Source organism: Nostoc sp. NOS(2021), from assembly GCF_017115025.1.
In the GTDB taxonomy this organism is placed as follows: Bacteria; Cyanobacteriota; Cyanobacteriia; order Cyanobacteriales; family Nostocaceae; genus Nostoc.
This window is the reverse complement of the sequence record NZ_JABXKM010000332.1, coordinates 1-19,419: the sequence shown is the minus strand read 5'-3', so window position 1 is coordinate 19,419 and position 19,419 is coordinate 1. Positions and strand designations below refer to the sequence as shown.

General features: G+C 44.2%; 14 protein-coding genes. 11 read left to right on the top strand and 3 right to left on the bottom strand.

Annotated elements, in window-relative coordinates; all coding sequences use genetic code 11:
• Positions 1-797: 797 nt before the first annotated feature.
• The gene (locus HWQ41_RS32565) at positions 798-926 is read left to right on the top strand and encodes a photosystem II protein Y (protein ID WP_292772125.1); all 129 of its coding nucleotides are present in this window, start codon (positions 798-800) and stop codon (positions 924-926) included.
• A 105-nt stretch (positions 927-1,031) separates the two neighbouring features.
• Complete coding sequence (locus tag HWQ41_RS32560; RefSeq protein ID WP_292772124.1) at positions 1,032-2,414, top strand: folylpolyglutamate synthase/dihydrofolate synthase family protein; 1,383 nt, start codon at positions 1,032-1,034, stop codon at positions 2,412-2,414.
• Between the two features lie 30 nt (positions 2,415-2,444).
• On the opposite strand, the gene HWQ41_RS32555 is transcribed toward HWQ41_RS32560, so the two are convergent.
• Positions 2,445-3,743 (bottom strand): sugar ABC transporter substrate-binding protein, encoded by a 1,299-nt coding sequence (locus HWQ41_RS32555; RefSeq protein ID WP_292772123.1) that lies wholly within the window; start codon positions 3,741-3,743, stop codon positions 2,445-2,447.
• 201 nt (positions 3,744-3,944) lie between these two features.
• On the opposite strand from HWQ41_RS32555, the gene HWQ41_RS32550 reads away from it, so the two are divergent.
• The 8 genes from HWQ41_RS32550 to HWQ41_RS32515 all read left to right on the top strand — a co-directional run bounded on the left by HWQ41_RS32550 (position 3,945) and on the right by HWQ41_RS32515 (position 13,444).
• Positions 3,945-5,051, top strand: a complete 1,107-nt coding sequence (locus HWQ41_RS32550; protein WP_292772122.1) for a type IV pilus assembly protein PilM — start codon at positions 3,945-3,947, stop codon at positions 5,049-5,051.
• A 4-nt stretch (positions 5,052-5,055) separates the two neighbouring features.
• Positions 5,056-5,832: a PilN domain-containing protein gene (locus HWQ41_RS32545; RefSeq protein WP_292772121.1), complete on the top strand. Its 777-nt coding sequence runs from the start codon at positions 5,056-5,058 to the stop codon at positions 5,830-5,832.
• Positions 5,829-6,596: a type 4a pilus biogenesis protein PilO gene (gene pilO / locus HWQ41_RS32540; RefSeq protein WP_292772120.1), complete on the top strand. Its 768-nt coding sequence runs from the start codon at positions 5,829-5,831 to the stop codon at positions 6,594-6,596. Before HWQ41_RS32545 ends, pilO begins: the two co-directional genes overlap by 4 nt.
• A gap of 363 nt (positions 6,597-6,959) precedes the next feature.
• On the top strand, positions 6,960-9,239 hold the full coding sequence (locus tag HWQ41_RS32535; protein WP_292772119.1) for an AMIN domain-containing protein: 2,280 nt from the start codon (positions 6,960-6,962) through the stop codon (positions 9,237-9,239).
• Between the two features lie 368 nt (positions 9,240-9,607).
• Positions 9,608-9,745, top strand: a complete 138-nt coding sequence (locus tag HWQ41_RS32530; RefSeq protein WP_292772127.1) for a DUF433 domain-containing protein — start codon at positions 9,608-9,610, stop codon at positions 9,743-9,745.
• A 751-nt stretch (positions 9,746-10,496) separates the two neighbouring features.
• A complete protein-coding gene (locus HWQ41_RS32525) occupies positions 10,497-10,781 on the top strand; it encodes an HU family DNA-binding protein (RefSeq protein WP_292772118.1) in 285 nt (94 codons plus the stop codon).
• A gap of 26 nt (positions 10,782-10,807) precedes the next feature.
• On the top strand, positions 10,808-11,866 hold the full coding sequence (cobD, locus tag HWQ41_RS32520; protein WP_292772117.1) for a threonine-phosphate decarboxylase CobD: 1,059 nt from the start codon (positions 10,808-10,810) through the stop codon (positions 11,864-11,866).
• 123 nt (positions 11,867-11,989) lie between these two features.
• Positions 11,990-13,444: an NAD(P)/FAD-dependent oxidoreductase gene (locus HWQ41_RS32515; protein WP_292772116.1), complete on the top strand. Its 1,455-nt coding sequence runs from the start codon at positions 11,990-11,992 to the stop codon at positions 13,442-13,444.
• Positions 13,445-13,571: 127 nt separating this feature from the next.
• Here the strand turns inward: HWQ41_RS32515 and HWQ41_RS32510 are convergent, their stop codons facing one another.
• Both HWQ41_RS32510 and HWQ41_RS32505 read right to left on the bottom strand, forming a co-directional pair.
• Complete coding sequence (locus HWQ41_RS32510; protein ID WP_292772115.1) at positions 13,572-14,279, bottom strand: phosphatidate cytidylyltransferase; 708 nt, start codon at positions 14,277-14,279, stop codon at positions 13,572-13,574.
• 159 nt (positions 14,280-14,438) lie between these two features.
• Positions 14,439-16,214 carry a DUF3685 domain-containing protein gene (locus HWQ41_RS32505; protein WP_292772126.1) on the bottom strand — a complete coding sequence of 592 codons (1,776 nt, stop codon included), beginning with the start codon at positions 16,212-16,214 and terminating at the stop codon, positions 14,439-14,441.
• Between the two features lie 143 nt (positions 16,215-16,357).
• Here HWQ41_RS32505 and HWQ41_RS32500 point away from each other — a divergent pair, with 143 nt between their 5' ends.
• Complete coding sequence (locus HWQ41_RS32500; protein WP_292772114.1) at positions 16,358-19,375, top strand: pentapeptide repeat-containing protein; 3,018 nt, start codon at positions 16,358-16,360, stop codon at positions 19,373-19,375.
• Positions 19,376-19,419: the final 44 nt, after the last annotated feature.

Sequence of the window (19,419 nt, the reverse complement as noted above, 5' to 3'; positions counted from 1 at the left end):
AGGGAGTGGGGAGAAATCAATTCAAAATTCAAAATGACGCTCTCTACGAGACGCTGCGCGTAGCTTGCAACTCTTACAGAGTACGCAGACTCGCTCTAAGCGAACGCGAGTGCGTCTCTAAGAGAAGATATGCCTTTATGCGTTGCCTCAAGGGACGCGAGTGCGTCTCCCCTTCTCACATTGGGAGAGGCTAGCGCCAAGGGAGAAGAGAAGGCTTTACGCTGCGCTAACAAAATTCAAAATTGGAGAAAAGACTGGGGGAGAGGTAGCTAGAATTTAAACATTCTTTACATATAGGGTGGGAAAAATTGCCCACTTCAGCTAAAAATAAAAATGAGAGAGTTACTAAATAAGTCATAAACCTTATACAGGTTAGTCAAAGTTCTAAAAATTCAGTAAGTTTTTCCGATGTATTGTGTTTTCTGCATCTGGTATACTCAGGTTAATGCCGAAAACCAAGCCTAAACCTTTCTGGTTTGTAAACCACAGTCGCGTTCATTACTAGCAAGCCTCTAAAAAAGGTCAAACGGGAGTCCACTGTTTGTTAAATCTGCTGAAAATAATGGTTGAACAATGACTAAAAGCTTCAAAAAAAACTACTCGTTTAAAACATAGGGTGGGCTACACCCGAATTTACGCTTGTGGACAAGAAGAAGCCGTCTTCCTTGGTTGAAGCAAGAAGCAGACCCTCGAAAGGAAACTTTAGTTGAATGACTAGCTTTTAATAAGTTAGATCAAGTTTTGTATAGCAGCAGTTGATAAAACTTTAATTTCTACTTAAAAGAGAGGTTCTAGATATGGATTCTATCGATTTCCGTATAGCAATCGTTTTAGCACCAGTAGCCATTGCTGCTAGCTGGGCAGTGTTTAATATTGGCGCTGCGGCTTTAAGACAAGTTCAAGGCTTTTTTGACAAGGAAGCCTAAATTTGGCTCAATATCATCGATCTTCAACCGACTGTTTCTATTTACAGGGACAGTCGGTTTTATTTGTCATTTGTCAGTCGTCCCCCACTCCCTACTGCCCCTTCTGTGGATATCGATTCTGTAATACAACCCCTGCAACGCTTTGGTGTCCATTTGGGACTCGATCGCATTGTTAATCTATTGGCAAATCTTGGCAATCCCCATCAGCAAGTCCCGGTAATTCATGTTGCTGGCACTAATGGCAAAGGTTCAGTTTGTGCCTATCTTTCCTCAGTACTGACTGAGGCTGGTTATCGTACAGGACGCTACACTTCCCCCCATTTAGTTGATTGGACGGAACGTATTTGTCTGAATGAACAGCCAATTTCCTCAGAGGAATTGAGTCAGTTATTAGAAAAAGTCCAAGCGGCAATTCGTGCTGGTGACGAGGAGATCCCCCCAGCCCCCCTTGAAAAGGGGGGTTATGTTCCCCCCTTGTTAAGGGGGGTTAGGGGGGATCAAGCTTTATGGGAGAAGTATGGTAAACCAACTCAGTTTGAAGTAATTACGGCAGCGGCTTGGTTATATTTTGCCCAGCAGCAAGTTGATGTGGCTGTGGTAGAAGTCGGACTAGGAGGGCGCTTAGATGCGACAAATGTCTGTTTGGAACCCCTAGTTACGATCATCACTTCGATCAGCCGGGAACACTGGCAGCAACTTGGCCCGACTGTTGCTGACATTGCTAGAGAAAAAGCAGGTATTCTCAAACCTGGATGTCCCGTTGTGGTTGGGCCATTGCCACCGGATGCAGAGAAAGTTGTGCGATCGCGTGCTTTAGAATTACAATGCCCGATTTTTACGCCTCAACCCGCCCGTCAACTAGCATCAGGATGGGCAGAATATCAAACTATTCAAAATTCAAAATTAATTAAATACCCTTTGCCATTAGCGGGACAGATTCAATTAACTAATTCGGCTTTGGCTTTAGCTGCTTTAGAAATTCTCCAACAATCAGATTGGCAGATTTCTGAAGAAGTCATAATTAACGGCATGGCAAAAACTAAATGGCCGGGGCGGATGCAATGGACTACTTGGAAAAACCATCAATTATTACTTGATGGCGCTCATAATACCGCCGCCGCCCAAGTTCTTCGCCAATATATTGATAGCTTAGACGCAGTTAACCACAAGCCCGTTAATTGGGTTATGGGAATGTTTTCCGATAAGGATCATACTGATATTTTTACCGCCTTGCTGCGACCAGGCGATCGCCTTTATTTAGTACCAATACTAGTAGAACCTTGGCCGGGTCGAACTTCCGCCGATCTACACGAATTAGCAAACCTAGCTTATAGCCTCTGTCCAGAATTAAGCGATCGCCAAATACATCCAGATTTATTCACAGCACTCGAAACCGCAACCTCAACCGCTACCACAGGCGATTTAATCGTTTTGTGTGGTTCCCTTTATTTAGTAGGCGACTTTTTACAAAAAGGGAATAGGGAATAGGGAGTAATGCCCAATGCCCAATGCCCAAATTTATCTTTGATTCCACTCTTGCGCCGCATCTTCTACAGCTTTATCTACAGTCTTTTCCCCTAACATTGCTGCTTGCAAGTTCTCGTAAACTGCCTTTTGCAGCTTATTGAAATCCTTCAAAGTAGGGGTTAATATTTCTGCATGTTGTAGTTCTTTGGCACTGAGAACTCGCGCTTTTTCTACTGTGGAAGCATTAGCTGGAACGTCTTTAAAGTAACTATCAGACAATGCTTTGATTGTAGAAGGTAGGACATTTGCAGCTTTAGCAAAGGCTAACTGATTTTCGTCATTGGTGACAAATAAAGCAAATTTAAGAGCGCCGTCTGGTTGTTTGCTATCGCGGGGAATAACTATGTTCATCACCGCGACATTTTTCTTGCCAGTGTCACCAGTGAGTTGAGGTGCTATTCCCGAAGCCTGAGCAATTTTCGGGGCATTATTAGCGATCGTTTTCAGAAACTCTGGCCCAGAAGCTAGAAACACAGTCTCTCCAGATTGGTATAAATCGATCGCGTGGCGATGTCCTTGGGTCAAAGCTTCTTTAGGAAGTAACCCTTTTTTATACAAGTCTACCCAATACTGAAACGCTGCCTTACCTGGTGCTGAATTAAACGCCGCTTTCCCCTGAGCATCTACTAGGGTGACTCCCATTTGCACGAAAGATTCCAGCACTTCCCCGGAATCTTGCGGTACGAAAGTCACAAAAAAGGCATATTTGCCAGTCTTATCTTTAATTTGTTGGGCTGCTTGTGCCAATTCTGCGTAGGTTGCAGGTGGTTTATTGATACCTGCCTGTTTTAATAAATCAGTGTTATAAATGGTTAGCCGTGTGGTGAGATACCAGGGAATCCCAAAACTCTTGCCATTGAGCGTAGAAGATTCCCAGATATTCGGCAGATAGGAGGAACGTACATCGTTTGGGACTTTTGCATCTAAATCTAACCAGGCATTTCGTCCGGCAAGTTGGGAAGCGAAACCCGGATTGAGGTTAACTACATCAGGTGGCGTTTTTGCTGAGACAGCTGTTAAAATTTTGTTCTCCATCGCCGCCCAAGGTACATCAACCCAGTTAACCTTTATACCTGGATTTTGCGATTCAAAATTCGCAATTAGGCTTTTGAAGTAGTCAGTAAATTGGGGTTGGAGTTGCATTGTCCAAAACTCAACAGTTGCCGCTCCTGAAGTAGCTTGTTTCGTACTTGTACCAACATTACCTGTGCTGCAACTTACAATACAACTGGTTAATAAGCCAAGCAGTGCCAAAGCAACAAGTTGTTTAAATTTTCGTAATTGAATCATTTTCCCAGTATTTTTACGCTTGCTCAGTGTGAAAAGCTTAGGCAGAATTGTCGAGATTATAGGCTAAATAAATTACCTAGCACAAAGTCCATCTTTTAGTATCATTTAAATTTCCAATTTAGCAGTCCAGCGGGCACAACTGTGGTAAAAAGCTTCACTAGTCTGTTTGACAAATCGAATAAAGGGGCCGGCATTGAACTTGTGGCAAAAAAGTTCAATGGTCTGTTTGGCAAATCGAATAAAGGGGTTGGCATTGAACTTGCTCCCGAACGGGTAAATATAGTTCAGCTACGCAAGCAGGGTCAAGGCTTGAAACTAGAAACCTTTACATCGGTAGCAGTTCCAGAAGGCATAGTTACCGATGGTCAAATCAGCGACCCCGCAGCAATGGCGGAATTAATCCAGCAGGCGCTAGCTGAGAGCAAAATCAAAACTTCTCGCGTTGCTACTGGTGTACCGGGGCGAGATTCCATCGTTCGGATAATACCGATGCCAACGGAGTTAGATGACAAAGAACTACGAGAAATGGTGCTAAACCATGAAGCAGGTTTGTATCTACCCTATCCTCGTGAAGAGGCTGATGTAGATTATCAGAAACTTGACTACTTTGTAGATGAAGATGGCATTGAAAAAGTACACGTACTCCTAGTTGCCACCCGCAAGGAGATAACGGATACCTATATAAGTACATTCGAGCAGGCAGGATTACAAATTGATGTTTTAGAAATTAACAGTTTTGCTCTGATTCGGACTATTCGCGATCAGCTGCGACAATTTGGGCCGCAAGAAGCAGCAGTACTAGTTGATATAGAGTTCGACAGTACGGAAATCGCCATCATCGTTAACGGAGTGCCACAATTTTCGCGCACAGTCCCAATCGGGACTTATCAAATGCAAACTGCCTTAGCAAGGGCAATGAGCTTACCCACGTCACGAGATATGGAACTGTTACACGGAATGATTATTCCCCCAACTCCCATAGACGGTGGAAAAACCGGCGTCACCGAACTCAATCCTGGTATGGCAGCCATATTGAGGGTATTGGGAGAACTAACAGATGAACTGCGCCGTTCCATCGATTTTTACCTCAATCAAAGTGAAAATTTGGAGGTAGCGCAGATTTTATTAGCTGGGCCAGGAGGTGGACTCCAACAGCTAGATGAATTCTTTACCCAACGATTGAGCTTGCCAACTACCCAAATAGATCCAATCGGGTCTTTGTCCTTAGAAGTTGACACTGAAAAATATCCACAGGTACAACGCTCTGGCTTGGCGATCGTACTTGGTCTAGGAATGCGGGAGGTGTAACAGAATGTACAGCCTAGATGTTAACTTTCTTAAAGACCGCCCAGCATTTCAGAAAAAGCCTGAGAGAAAGGGAGGAATAGCCCTAAACTTTCCTGCGGGGAATTTAATACCAGTGTATGTGGGAGTTGGACTGGGTGTAGGTCTTCCAGTTTTATTGGGAGTTGCTTGGTGGTTTTTGCAAGGGAAGATTGTGGAATTAGAGGGTACCGTAGCACAACTAGACCAAGAAAGCAAGAGGTTAGATACAGAAATAGGAAATATTACCAAAATCAAAGCCGAGACGAATGGAATTAAAGGGGAAACCCAAGCTTTAGTTAGTGTATTTGACCAGATTCGTCCTTGGTCAGCAATGCTGCAAGATTTGCGCGATCGCACCCCAGCGGCAGTGCAAATCGAGAACATCAAGCAAATCCCACCCGTTCCGGCAGTGGTAGGTCAGCCACCAAACAATCCCGCTGGGGGATTAGAAATTAACGGATTGGCTCGTTCTTTTAACGATGTCAATGATTTCTTATTGATTTTACAACAGTCTCAGTTCTTAAAGTCCACAGAAAGCAGAATTTTGACAGCAACCTTAGTAGATGCTCCCTTACCGCCAGGTGCGGGTCAACCTACTACTGGTGTAATAATTAAGCCACCCCAAGTAGTGAAATACACTATTCAATCGAGCATGAGCGATGTTCCAGCTTCGGAATTAATCCAGGAGTTGGAAAAAAAAGGCACAGTGGGGTTAGTGACTCGAATTCGTAGTATGCAACAAACAGGAGTCATTCCAAAATGACGCTGAGTGATGATTTAAATTTTGCCGAACATGGTGGGGAATTCGATCAGGCAACACCAGCGTCCCCCGTGATATTTGGTATTGCCTTCACACCAAAAATTATTGGGATCTTGGTGGGGGTAATTGGTTTAGCGGGAGCAGGTTACATATTGTTAAACCTGCTGATGCCAGCTTGGGAAAGCTATCAGCAGCAGCAAGCAAAAACCTCAGAACTGCAAGCGCAAATTGAGCAAAAAAAAGCCAATATCAAACAGATTGACAAAGTTAAAGACGAGCTAGCGCAGGCAAAGCAGCAAAAAGTTCAGGTTTTAGGTTTATTTGCTAACGAAAAAACCTTGGATACATTGCTGTTGGATATCAACCGCTTGATTGAGTCTGGCAATACTCGAACTTCTATTAATGGAGTGAGAGCCAAACTGAAGAAATTTGTGCCAGTTTCCCCAAAACCAGAACCGATTATCGATGGAAGTCTAGGACTATTGGTTAATGGCAAGCTGCAACGCAGCAGTATCAATGCCGAAATTACAGGAACTTATGAGCAAACACAATCGATAATTCGTAACATTGAGCGTTTACAGCCTTTGTTAATAGTTAAAGATTATCAAGTAACTTTGGCTCCAGTAGAGTCAAGATCCCCATTAGATAAAACGCCGATGCAGGTAGGCCCAGCAGCGATTAATACATCATTCCAGTTACAGGTATTGATGCCACTTAGTCCAGAAGAAATAGCCGCAGCAGCAGCTAAAGCTGCCCCGAAAAAGTAATAGTGAACAGTCCTAAATAGGGTAGCACAGTTGTCATGCATGTCAACTTAGAGCCAGCCAGGGCGAATAGAATTCGCGGCTATACAAACGAAGTCCGCTTCGTTCGCGCAGCGTCTCCCTTCGGAGAAGTTCTGAGCGCCGCAAGCCTTAGCTCAGACTTCTCTCTCCGCCGGACTAAGGAACAATTGAGGGTTTGAAACCCACCTCCGTGGGTTTTGCCTCGTGTAGACAAGCCAGTGCGTTGGGGAGCCAGCGCGGTCTTCTCACCTGGCGTGCGGTTTCTAACCGCCCTTTTAACTAAATAGGGGTGTAACTACCCAAAAATTGTTTGTAAACAAGGTTTTATAAGGTGAGGAATGAACTGTGAAACAGCTTCACGGTAATAGTTTTATATTGGGTGCTACCGCTTTTATATTTTTGGCAGCTCAACCAGTTTGGGCACAAATTAGTCAAGTTACTAATGTCCAGTTAAATCCAGTTGATGGTGGAATTAGTGTTACTTTGAAAACTTCTTCAGGGTCGCGCCCCCAAGTTTTCACTACAAAAAGAGGCAAGGCTTTAGTCGCAGATATTATCAATACTCAATTACGATTACCACAAGGTAATAGTTTTCGTCAAGATAGCCCAGCACCAGGAATTGCGTCTGTGGAGGTTAGTCAGCTTGATGCCAATAGCATCCGAGTGACGGTCACTGGCAGTAACAACACACCTAGCAGTCAACCCGTGGTGCGATCGCTAAATGGAATTACACTCAGCTTTAGCCCATCCGCAGGCACTACAGTATCAGTACCAACGCCAACAGCGTCAACATCCACAGCACCGCCTGCTACTACTCCAGCCCAACCTGGTCAAAAGCCAGATGTTCTCGTTCCCAACCCGCAAATCACGATTGACGGACAACCTGCACAAGCTGCTGGGCCAGGTCAACCTCTGAGTCAGGCTCCACCTTTCTTGCCTAGAGCTGTCGCCCCACCAGTGGGAGATATTGCTATTTCCAATACTGATGCTTCTCCTAGCACAGTTGACTTGGGAACTCAGGAACGCGTACCCCGCCTAGTACTGCGAGATGCCCCGGTGCGTGAGGTTTTGTCATTGCTTGCCCGTGCTGCTGGTTTGAACTTGGCTTACGTGGGAGGTGAGCAAGCTGCTGGAGGACAGCAAGGTGGTGCTGCACCAGCAACCTCTCAAACAATCTCCCTAGATATAGAAAACGAGCCAGTGCAAGATGTGTTTAACTACGTTTTGCGCTTGAGTGGTCTAGAAGCTAATCGCAGTAGTCGGACAGTTTTTGTAGGGGCTAAACTACCTAATGCGACCCGTGATTTGGTTATGCGTAACCTGCGACTAAATCAGGTGACAGTGGGAGTCGCCCTGAACTTTTTGGTCGGCTTGGGAGCAGAAAGTGCCGTCAGCCGTGAACGACAAGTTACCAGTGTTAGTGCTGTGGCTGTGGGTAATGCATCTGCTCCCATCACCCAAACTCAGACGACCATAGAAAACAGAGTTGAAACTCAACGCGTTACTTTTACAGACTCTAGCCCATTACTGAGAGGTTTACAGGCATTAGGAGATGAGCGCACTAATTCTCTAACCTTAATTGGTACTCCCAGGCTAGTTGAGATGGCGATGGCTCAACTAACTCAGCTTGACATCCGCCGTCGTCAAGTGGTAGTTAACGTCAAGATTATCGATGTTAATCTCAATAACACCCAGGACTACAACACTAGCTTTTCCTTTGGGATCGGTAACAACTACTTTAGCAATGATGGTGGTGCAGCATCTCTGAATTTTGGCGGTTCGAGGCCAGTTACTAGTGCTGAAGCGAGAAGCAGTGTGACTAGTACACCTACAGCCACTAATCCACTTAGTGCCACAAATATTTTTGTTAGTCCAACAGCTACTGCTGGCGCAAGCTCTAATCCTCTACAACCAGGTATCACAGCATTTACACCAGCAACAGCGACCACCGCTGCAACAACCACATACGGCTTGCCAAGTCTATACCAATTTCCCAAACGTCTTCTCACTAGCTTGCAAGCTCAAGTTACAAATGGCAATGCCAAGATTTTGACCGATCCAACCTTAATTGTGCAAGAAGGTCAGCAGGCTCTTATCAACCTGACTCAAGAAGTGGTGGGAAATATAACCCTCCAAACAACGGATACTTCTGGTGGTTCTAGGACAGATAGAACAATTACGAAACAAGCAGTTGGCTTAACCTTGAGTGTGAAAATTGAGCGGATTGACGATAATGGTTTCGTTTCTCTATCGGTTGCTCCTACTGTCAGCGCTCCTTCAGGCACAGCAGATACAGGAAATGGAAGTATTACTTTAGTGTCTCAGCGCTCCCTTACTTCTGGCTTAATTCGCTTACGAGATGGTCAAACGCTCATTCTGTCAGGCATCATTCAAGACCAAGACCGATCAACTATCTCCAAGATTCCTATTTTGGGTGATCTCCCACTGATTGGTGCGCTGTTTAGAAGTACAAACAGATCCAACCAGCGCAATGAGGTGATTGTATTACTCACACCTCAAATCATGGATGACTCTCAGAACTCCTCCTATGGCTATAACTACACCCCCAGCCCAGAAGTGCGGCAAATCCTTGAGCGTCGAGGCTTGAAGCTTCCTGCCAGGTAACAAAGATAATGGGTAGGTGAGTCACCTCTGGTAAAGGCTCAGATCCCCGACTTCTTTAAGAAATCGGAGGTCTTCTTGTTCACGAGTAGGATTAAGTTTAAATGTCAACTTTTACCAAATTCGCTGTATCTTGAGTACAAAACCAGGTATAATATTTTCCGCGTCGTAAATAGTTTCTGCTACAAGTAGTCCAACAGCAGCAATCTAACACCTTAGCGATCGCTCAACTGGCCGGACAAGTTGATGGCTTAACTAAGGATGTTAGCAGCCTTACAGATATCGTGATGCACTCCATCCAAAATGCGGAGACTGACCGAGAGGTATTTCAAGCTGAAATTCGGCAGATTTAGGAATATCTTGTCAGGCAGATTAGGGGAATGCGAATCCGTGTGAGTGACATTTTGGAGATGCTGGCTGAAAATGTGAGTCCAGCCGAAATTTTAGAAGATTTTCCTCATTTAGAGCCAGAAGACATCCAGGCTTGTCTGTTATGCGTGTCAACTTAGAGCCAGCGCTGTGCGTATTTTCCCCCGTTGAGGTGACTGGCGTGCGGTTTCTAACCGCCGATTGTTAAGTTGACACGCATGTACAGATGTAAGTAAGTGGGCAAGAATAAATTAAACCATGTTACGCAATGTAAAATTAGTTAAATTTGCTCGTAGTAAGCGCCTCCAGCCCTTACTACAAACCTTTAATTATTCACGCCCACTTACTTAGTCCCCTACTGATGTATCTGTAACAAAGATTTCGTGAAATAGTATCAGACATCGCTCTTAGAGCTAATATTCGTGTTTTGATATTAAGGCAGGACGAGATATTTACCGAACTTATGACTATTTTTCTAAAAATTGGTTAATCTCAGCAATAACTCTTCAACATTGGTAATTAATCCCAACAAACACTAACCATCTCTCATCTCCCCACTCCCCTGTTTCCTTCGTGATGCGTGCGGCGGGCTGCGCCTACGCAGTTTTTACTAAGTATTTCTTCCTATTTTTGGGGTGGTTTTTAGTGAAACAACACCCTAAAATTATAAAAAATCCTGAAATCTATATAAATTAATGGTTTCATCTATCCACATCAGGCTACAACACCTTAGAATGATTCATTGAAAAGTCGAGCCGATAGGATGTACAGCCATTTTGAGTAAAAGTACTCCTAAAGGATGATTTTTGTATTTCCGCGAACCGAAATTCCAGTACTGATGTATTAATTTACATCCGTAAAGAATCTCAAGTAAACCTTCAGGAGTTTGACATGAACAAAGGTGAATTAGTTGATGCCGTAGCTGAAAAGGCTAGTGTTACCAAGAAACAAGCGGATCAAGTCTTAACTGCCGCTTTGGAAACGATTATTGAAGCCGTTTCCTCTGGTGATAAGGTAACGTTGGTGGGATTTGGCTCATTTGAATCACGGGAACGTAAAGCCCGCGAAGGTCGCAACCCGAAAACAAATGAAAAGATGGAAATTCCAGCGACGAGGGTTCCTGCGTTCTCGGCAGGAAAACTGTTTAGAGAAAAGGTAGCACCCCCAAAAGCATAGGTTCTGTCTTCGGGAACCCTTTTTTAATGCGGCAACCTGCACACGGGGGAAATTTAGCCTGGGCAGCAGCACTGGCTGGCTGTCCCCCTGATGCTATTCTGGATTTTTCTGCTAGCATCAGCCCGTTGGGGCCTCCAAATAGCGCGATCGCTGCTATTAAGTCCCAAATTGGTAATCTTAAGCACTATCCAGACCCAAATTATAGTGAACTGAGACTAGCTCTCAGTCACTTCCATCAACTGCCGCCTGAGTGGATTCTGCCGGGTAACGGCTCCGCAGAATTACTCACTTTAATCGGTAGGGAATTAGCTCAATTAGCCGCGACAATTTTAATAACTCCAGCCTTTGGCGACTACTACCGAACCTTGGCAGCGTATAACGCTAATGTGCTGGAGTGTCCTTTGTCATTAGTCAGTGGTCATTGGTCATTAGTCATTGGTCATTTGCCATTGACAAAGGACAAAGGATTATTGCTGAATAATCCCCACAACCCAACCGGAAAGCTATTTTCACGGGACTCTATTTTGCCCTACCTGGAGCAATTTGCTTTGGTTGTGGTGGATGAAGCATTTATGGATTTTGTGCCGCCTAATGAGGAACAAAGCCTGATTCCGGTGGTACAGGAATATGCGAATTTAGTAGTATTGCGATCGCTGACCAAATTTTACAGTCTCCCAGGACTGCGATTAGGATATGCGATCGCACACCCCGACTGCCTAGCTAAATGGCAGCTATGGCGTGATCCGTGGCCTGTGAACACGCTAGCGGCGGCGGCGGCAATTGCGGCACTCCAAGATACGGAGTTTCAGCAGCAAACCTGGGCATGGCTACCACCTGCACGAAACCAACTCTTTCAGGGTTTAGCTAAAATCCCCGGATTGCAACCCCAAGCAAGTGCTGCTAACTTTTTACTGGTTGAGTCCCAAGAATCTACTTCGCAGTTACAGCAACAATTACTCAAGCATCACCAGATTTTAATCCGCGATTGCCTTAGCTTTAAAGAACTAGGCGATCGCTTTTTCCGGGTTGCTGTACGTTCTCAATCCGATAACCAACGCTTACTAACAGCGCTAAAAGAGAGTTAGGAGTTATAAGTTATAAGTTAGGAGTTATAAGTTGAAGAAGGGTTTTAATTCTTAACTCCTAACCTCTAATTCCTAACTGCTAATTTCTAACTGCTAATTCCTAATTCCTAACTCTAAATTCACGTGACCGTTGACTACGATGTTGTAATTATTGGCGGCAGTCTTGCTGGATACTACGCTGCCCTTGCTGCAACCCAACTACGTGCTACAGTTGCCCTGGTGGAACCCAAAGTAGACTACGGGTTTACTCATCACCATGCTCTTACCGAAATTGGTAAGCTGGCGCAGAAGTTGAATGATGCCGCTGGTTTTGGTATTCATGCCACACACACTGATACCTCAGAAGAATGCCATATATCTATGGCCAGGCAAGAAGCGATGCTGTATGCTCAATGCGTCGCCTCAAATATCAAAGAACAGCATTCTCCAGCCATCCTAGCCGCGCGGGGAGTCGATGTCATCGTTGGCAGTGGTCAATTTCAATCTTCACCCCAACTGGTTTTTGTCGTTAACAATCGCCTACTACGCGCCCGTACCTATTTGCTGGCCAGTGGTTCACGCTCAGAAATTCCAGAGATTGAAGGATTACATACTACTGGCTATCTAACCCTTTCTAATATTTGGCAATCTTTACAGGGAGCGACATTACCCAAAAATTGGGTAATTATCGGCGGAATTCCCCAAAGCATTGAAATTGCTCAAACTTTAGCGCGGTTTGGTTGCAGTGTGACGTTGGTAGTCAAGCATCCATATATTCTCCCGCATCTTGACCCTGAGATAGCCATATTGCTTCAGGCGCAGTTGGAAGTTGAAGGTGTGCGCGTCCTCACCGAAAAACCAGTAACTCAGGTGAGGCTAATTGAGGATAAAAAGTGGATTCAAGCAGGAGATAAGGCGATTGAAACTGATGAAATTTTAGTAGTAACTGGACAACAGCCAAATATTGAATCCCTAAATTTAGCAACGGTAGGTGTGAAATGGCATCGGCGTAGCTTAGTGGTAAATGATAAACTGCAAACCACTAACCACCGTATTTACGCTTGTGGTGATGTAATTGGTGGTTACGACTTTGCCAATATCGCTAATTATGAAGCAAAAATTGCCCTGAACAATGCACTCTTTTTCCCCAGGTTACGAGTAAATTATCACTCCATTCCTTGGGCAATATTTTCTGTGCCGATGGTGGCGCAAGTGGGTTTGACAGAAGCCCAGGCAAAACGCCAATTTGGTCGAGATGAAGTTTTAGTTTTGCGACAGCATTTTAAAACAGTGGCAGCAGCCCAACTTCGGGACGAAACCACTGGGATGTGTAAATTAATTGTCCTACGCAACGGGGAAATTTTGGGGGCTTCGATATTGGGGGCAGAAGCTGGAGAATTAATTAATTTGATTGCCTTAGCAATATCACAAAAAATTAAAGTCAAAGATTTAGCAAATTTATCTCCCGTCTATCCTAGTTTCTCAGAAATTCTGGAACAAACTGCAAGAGAGTGGAGTAAGCAAAAGTTAAATAGCAATATTGCTTTGCAAGAGTTTTTAGAAGGCTTCTTCCATTTCCGCCGCAATTGGAATTTGTGAGTGGGGAGTAAAATCTCGTTTCCAGGTTCTACCTGGAAATGTAATTCAAAGTGGCTCTGCCGCTAATCAAAGAGGCGGCAGCCCACCTGGTAGGCATTCCCAGTCTCCGACTGGGAACGAGGCAATCTTAAAATCCCTGCATAATTATCCACACTACCCCAGCCGCTACTAGAGGTACGCTGAGGTTATCTGTGCCGTGTGGCGAGACTGCCTCTGCTAGAGTGGCGAAAGTCGCAGTTAGCACTGCCGTCAACAAAGCCCATCCTAAACTTAAAGGTGTTGCTAGGGGACTCAGCGACGAACCAGGTAGCAGCAACAGCACTAAGAAAATCACTACTGTACTCGCTACAAACATTGCTGCTGAACCTTCCCAGGAACGCACAGAATTTCCCACTTGGTATTTATGCTGTCCGAAGCGTCTACCGATTAATGCTGCTAGTGCATCACCCCAGGTCATCGCCATTATCCCAGCAACAGCGATCGCAGCGCCATCTATTGGCCCGTCTGGTCGCCACAGTAGCCCGAACAACAGCGTCACTGAAATAGCGAAATAAACTGTACCAGGTGAGCTATCTTGGGTATCCATTGCACCAATGATTCGGTAGCGGTATAACAGGTAGTTGAGTCCGATAAAGGTAGCAAAAGGTATAATTCCGATTTCCCAGTGGTTAAACAGCAGCAGGACACCAAAAACCCACATCCCTGCACCAATATGAATCACTTTGCGGGTCAAATCCGGCTTCACACCAAACAGCCTACGCAGTCCCTCGCCAATGACAAGCAGACTAGTAGCGTAAACATAAGAAATTGCTAGCCCGATAAAATCATTTGTCATATCATGTCCGCCAAATTACCCGTAATAAAAGAACCCCACCCCCAACCCCTAAGAGCCTGCGGGGAGGTTAGCTCAAGCGCAGCTTTGGCGGGGTGGGGTTCCGGGTATTATGCTTAATTGCCCGGACATGATATCATTTGTGATTTACCCTCTGCTTCTTCATTTAGGTCGATCGCTATTTCGTCTCAAGTTTTTTTCTACTAACGATACGCTGCCAATACCTTGAAGAATACCACGACCGATTAAACCTAAACCCCGACCAACTATTTGGGTAAGGATGAAGACTATACCGCTACCTACAAAAGCTAATAGTGATTTTAAACGCGGTGCGATCGCATCACTAAATTCTAGGAGCAATGTCACTACTAAAGGAATATTAGAAAGTTTTTCTAACTCCTGATTTCGAGGAGCATAAACTGAAGTTTTGGCAATGCCACGAGGCGCAATTACAAATAGCTCATAGCGACTTTCAAAAACTGCTTTTGGCTCATTTATATAATTTTTTAACCGATATTTCCACGACAAATCATTTCTAAACCGTTCAATCTCTCTTGTAGAAATTAATTGCCGCCCATAAAAGTTTTGCTTAATCTCTTCTACATCTGCTAAAGAATTTAGTAGTGGTTGCACAACGCCATTCGCTACCTGAATCAACAAGTTCTCTAAAATCATTAACGCTTGGGACTTGGCTTCAGCGCTCACTACTGGATAGGAGGCATTATCAATGTTCAATTCTGTTTGAAATAGTAAATAAGAATACAACTCACAAACTAGCGGAATTTTATTGAGAATATCTATTTGTACAACCTCTAGATTTTGTAGCAAAAAATTAACAATTTCTATATTTTTATCCCCTATTTTTATCCGAGAAAATTTTCCAAAAAAATCTGTAATTGCTGCTTGCCATAAATCGCGTATTAAGGTATTTTTTACTTCGGATAATTGATTTATCTCTACTTGAGAAGCACGCAGTTCATCCAACTGTTCAGCCAATTTTTGCAGGATCAGATAAAGTAATTCCCGTTTTTTATCTTCACGAAAGATGTCAATTTCTAAAGGTACATCTGTGACATTTCGTAAAGGAAATTGAAGTTTGGTAACACAAGATGCAAACAAGTCAGATTGTAGCGCTCCCGGACTAAGTAAAGGTGACACAGTTTGCCTTTGTTGAATGGCACTACTCAATGAAGGAGTCAAAGGCGGCTCATCAGCAGGAATATCTTCCTCTTGCCTTTCTTGTGATAAAACCAACAACCGATTTAGCAACCAACGAGCCGCTAGCAGTTCTCGCCGCCGTCCAGCTAGAATTGCTCGATCTAATATTGGTAGTCCGGGAACTTGTAATTGTGCTGTTACTGCGGCTAGGGTAGCGTCAATGTTAGTAATTCCTGACAAACGTAAATTATTTCGCAGTCTGGAGAAAGGGAGTGGGGAGTGGGGAGTGGGGAGTAGGGGTTTAGCATTGCTAAACCCGTACAGAGAGTGAGGAGTTATTATTGCTTCCGTGTCCTGAAACCAATAGGAACCACCATCTGCAACTTCTTGTATGGCGGTGACTAACTCAGGAAGTGGTGTGCCTTTGGGGGAGTAGCCATTTACACCAACAGATTTCGCAGCCAATAGCAGTCCTTGTTCTTGCACAGAACTGAGGAGCAAAATTGGCAGGTTGGGATATAAGGCTCTGAGTTGCCGACAGAATTGTAAACCTAGCTGTTGACTGGTAGTGGAGCGACCATTACCTAATTCCAAAACCACCAAATTTACTTGATTAGGGTCTTGTTGGGCAATTTCTGCTAAAATCTGCAAGGCGCCGATGTTGGTTTCTACCACTGCGATCGCTTCTAGGTTAGGAATTGCTTCTAGGGCTATCTGTAATCCCAGACGAAAAATCGGGTCTTGGTCGATTAACAATAATTTTATCGGGCGATCGCTCATAGTCCACTCAATTACACAAGCACTGTTTTTTAGCAATCAGAAAACAGCTTTGATACAAAACTTTGTCTTCCCCATTGTTACCTGTTTTCGCAAACTGATAAATCGATCATAATTGCCATAAACAGCCTTCACTGTGTAATTAAATGAACCTGAGTATTCGGCACTGGTTGGCAGAACGCCAGATCGCAATCAATCAAATCAGCGGATTTTCACCGGGGCAATTGGCAGGTATTGCCTACCGTATTGTTCAGGATATGGAAGTCAAAAGCCTCATGCCTTTTGACATTTGTACCTTGGTAGAGGTTTTAGAACTGCCTTTAGGTGTTGTTTGGGAAGAAATCAGTGTCATTTCCCAGTTGACAGAAAACCTGTTGCGTAACCTCAGCCAAAAAAAACCATTAAAACGTAACGAAGGGACGTGGCTAGCGTTTCAAATTGCCTATCTTCAGGCTTTGCAAGCAATTTTAGAGCAGGAAGCAAGCCTGCAAAGACCGTGGCTAGACCGGGCAAGTATACCTATTCAACCACACATACTTAAAGAGGACGTAGGTAAACTCATCCTCCAAGATCCGCAATTGCAAGGATTGCTGAAAACTCTCAGCCCAGGTAAATTGACTGACACTCAAGCGGAACAAGCATTATCTTTAGTAGCAGATTCATTACTGGTGCAACAAATAAATAACGCTGTCATAGCTTGGTTAGTTGCCAATGGTGCAGAGGAAGCTGAAGCTAAACTCCTAACACAGCGTTTGGTCAACTCACTTCCTGGTAACTTACTGGTAGTCGTTACCGAAAATGCCGCACCTTTAGCGCAACTGCAAAAATTTTTCCGGTTGGGGATTTCATTATCTCCCAGTTTGCTCACCCCAGAAGTTGGTTCTACAGTCGGTGAGAAAATTGATTTGCACCGAGAACATTATCGTGCAAGCTTGATTAAAAATCTGAGTATGCCGTTGCTCATGGAATCCTTTGCCCTTAAGGATATCTATGTGCCACAAAAAGGCTTACCAATAGAGGAAAGTATTTCTGAGCAGGATAAAAAAGCTATTAAGCCAGTTGATTTAAAGACATGGGCGCAGCAACAGCTAACTGATTTAGAAACGATCGCGATCATTGAGTCGGAACCTGGTTATGGAAAAACTAGTTTTTGCCAACTTTGGGCAGCACAGGTAGCACAGGAATTTTACCCTACTTGGATGCCGATATTAATTAGGTTACGGGATGTAAAATATGGTAAAACTTTAATCGAAACCCTAAATTCTGCCTTTCCTGTTAATCTTTCCACTTGGTTAGAGCAAGAAAATCTCCCTTGTCTGTTGCTGTTGGATGGTCTGGATGAACTACCGCCTTCTGCTCAGGGTATAAGGGCACAAGCAATTTTTATTCAGCAATTACTGAACTTTCAATCTCAGCACCGACACAAAATTGTGTTGACGAGTCGCTCAACGACGTTACCGGAAATCGTCTCGGAACTACCGCAATTGTTGAGGCGAATTATAATTCAGCCGTTGGATGCGGACGAACTCAAACAATGGTTTCAGCAGTGGGCAAAAGTGCAATCGTTGGCGATCGCTCAAAATTTCTTTACATTCTTAAAAAAGGCAGGCTTATTTGCCAGCCAATCAAAGTTAACAGAAATATCTGCCCTTGTCCGTCAACCGCTAATGCTGCATTTATTGGGCATTTTGCACCGCGACGGACTGCTAGATGATCAACTATTGCAGTTAGCTGCTAATACTCAAAAGTCTTCTCTGTTATGGGAAATTTATCATCGCCTGAGTCGATGGTTGTTGGGCTATCCGCTAATTGGCGGTATTAAGACGATGCTACTGCGCTCAGGATCGGCTCATATCCACCGGACTCCAGAAGCGATCGCTAATTTACTCGCTGGTCGTCATCCCCAAGATTTACTTGATCAGATGCAAGCGATCGCTCTGAAAATTTTACAATCGCAACGTCATCAAATTAATTTGGCTGAGGAATCTAATACTTTACCAGGATTTTACTTTAAAATTCGGGATTTAGAAAGCACAGCACAAAGTAGTTTAATTGAGTTTTCGCATACTAAGTTAGGAGAATCTCTTTGTGCGTCAGCTATTGCTGCCCAACTTAAATCTCTGACTCAGTACCAGGATGAGGCTTATGGTACGCTCAGTTTTGTGCTTGATTCTCCCAGTAGCGTCGCCCAGCATATTTACAATTTACTAGGTTACGGGATACTTAGCCCAGAAATTGAAGAACTGGCGATCGCCAGATTGCGCCGGCAGCAAAAGCACAAGTTTTCGTTTGAAGTTTTGTTTCAACGTCTTTTGTCTTTTTGGCGTGCTTACTGTCAAGGACGTTGGTTAGATGAAGGGATAGTCCACAAAGCTTTGACTCATTTTCACGCACTGCAAAACCCTGTGAATGTTGAACAGGTGAATGCTGCTGTGGGACTGAATGTGTTTTTATTGCTTTGTGCTTGCTACCGAGAAACAAAAGTTCCTTTTTGGCCTTGTGGTAATCCAGGGAATTTGGCAGAATTCAATCCAGAGGCGCTAAGTGCCCTGATTGCTAGAACAACGGTTTTGCATAAAAGTGCCTTCGCAACCCGAATCAAGTCTCTGGCTGGACTCAACTTATCGGGAGCCTCTTTGTTGCAAGTGATGTTAACTGGGGTAAATCTTGAACAGACAAACTTATCCAATGCCGAGTTAATGGGGGCGAATTTGGCTGGAGCCAATTTGCAACAGGCGAACCTTACGGGCGCAAACCTGCAACAGGCGAACCTTACGGGCGCAAACCTGCAACAGGCAAACCTTACGGGCGCAAACCTACAACAGGCAAACCTGATGAGGACAAATCTTAATTCAGCGAATCTCACCAACACCTGCTTATTTGATGCCATTCTCACTGAGGCTGGCAAAAAATTGGCCACTGATAATGGTGCTTTGTTCTCCAAAGAGTCGTTTCAAAGACTGAAACATTTGCGATCGCAGCAGCCCTTCTTAAACACCGTAATAATCCCGTCAAACACGGGTGTTAATTGGGACAAAACCCCGGCGATCGGACTAATTGAAAGCTGCGAAGGCACAATTTTACCAGTAGATTTATATGATGATGATGATGATGTCGATGATGAAACAGTTTTTGGCAATAACCCCATTGATGATAGTCATTAGTCATTAGTCATTAGTCATTAGTCATTAGTTAAGAATTATTATTC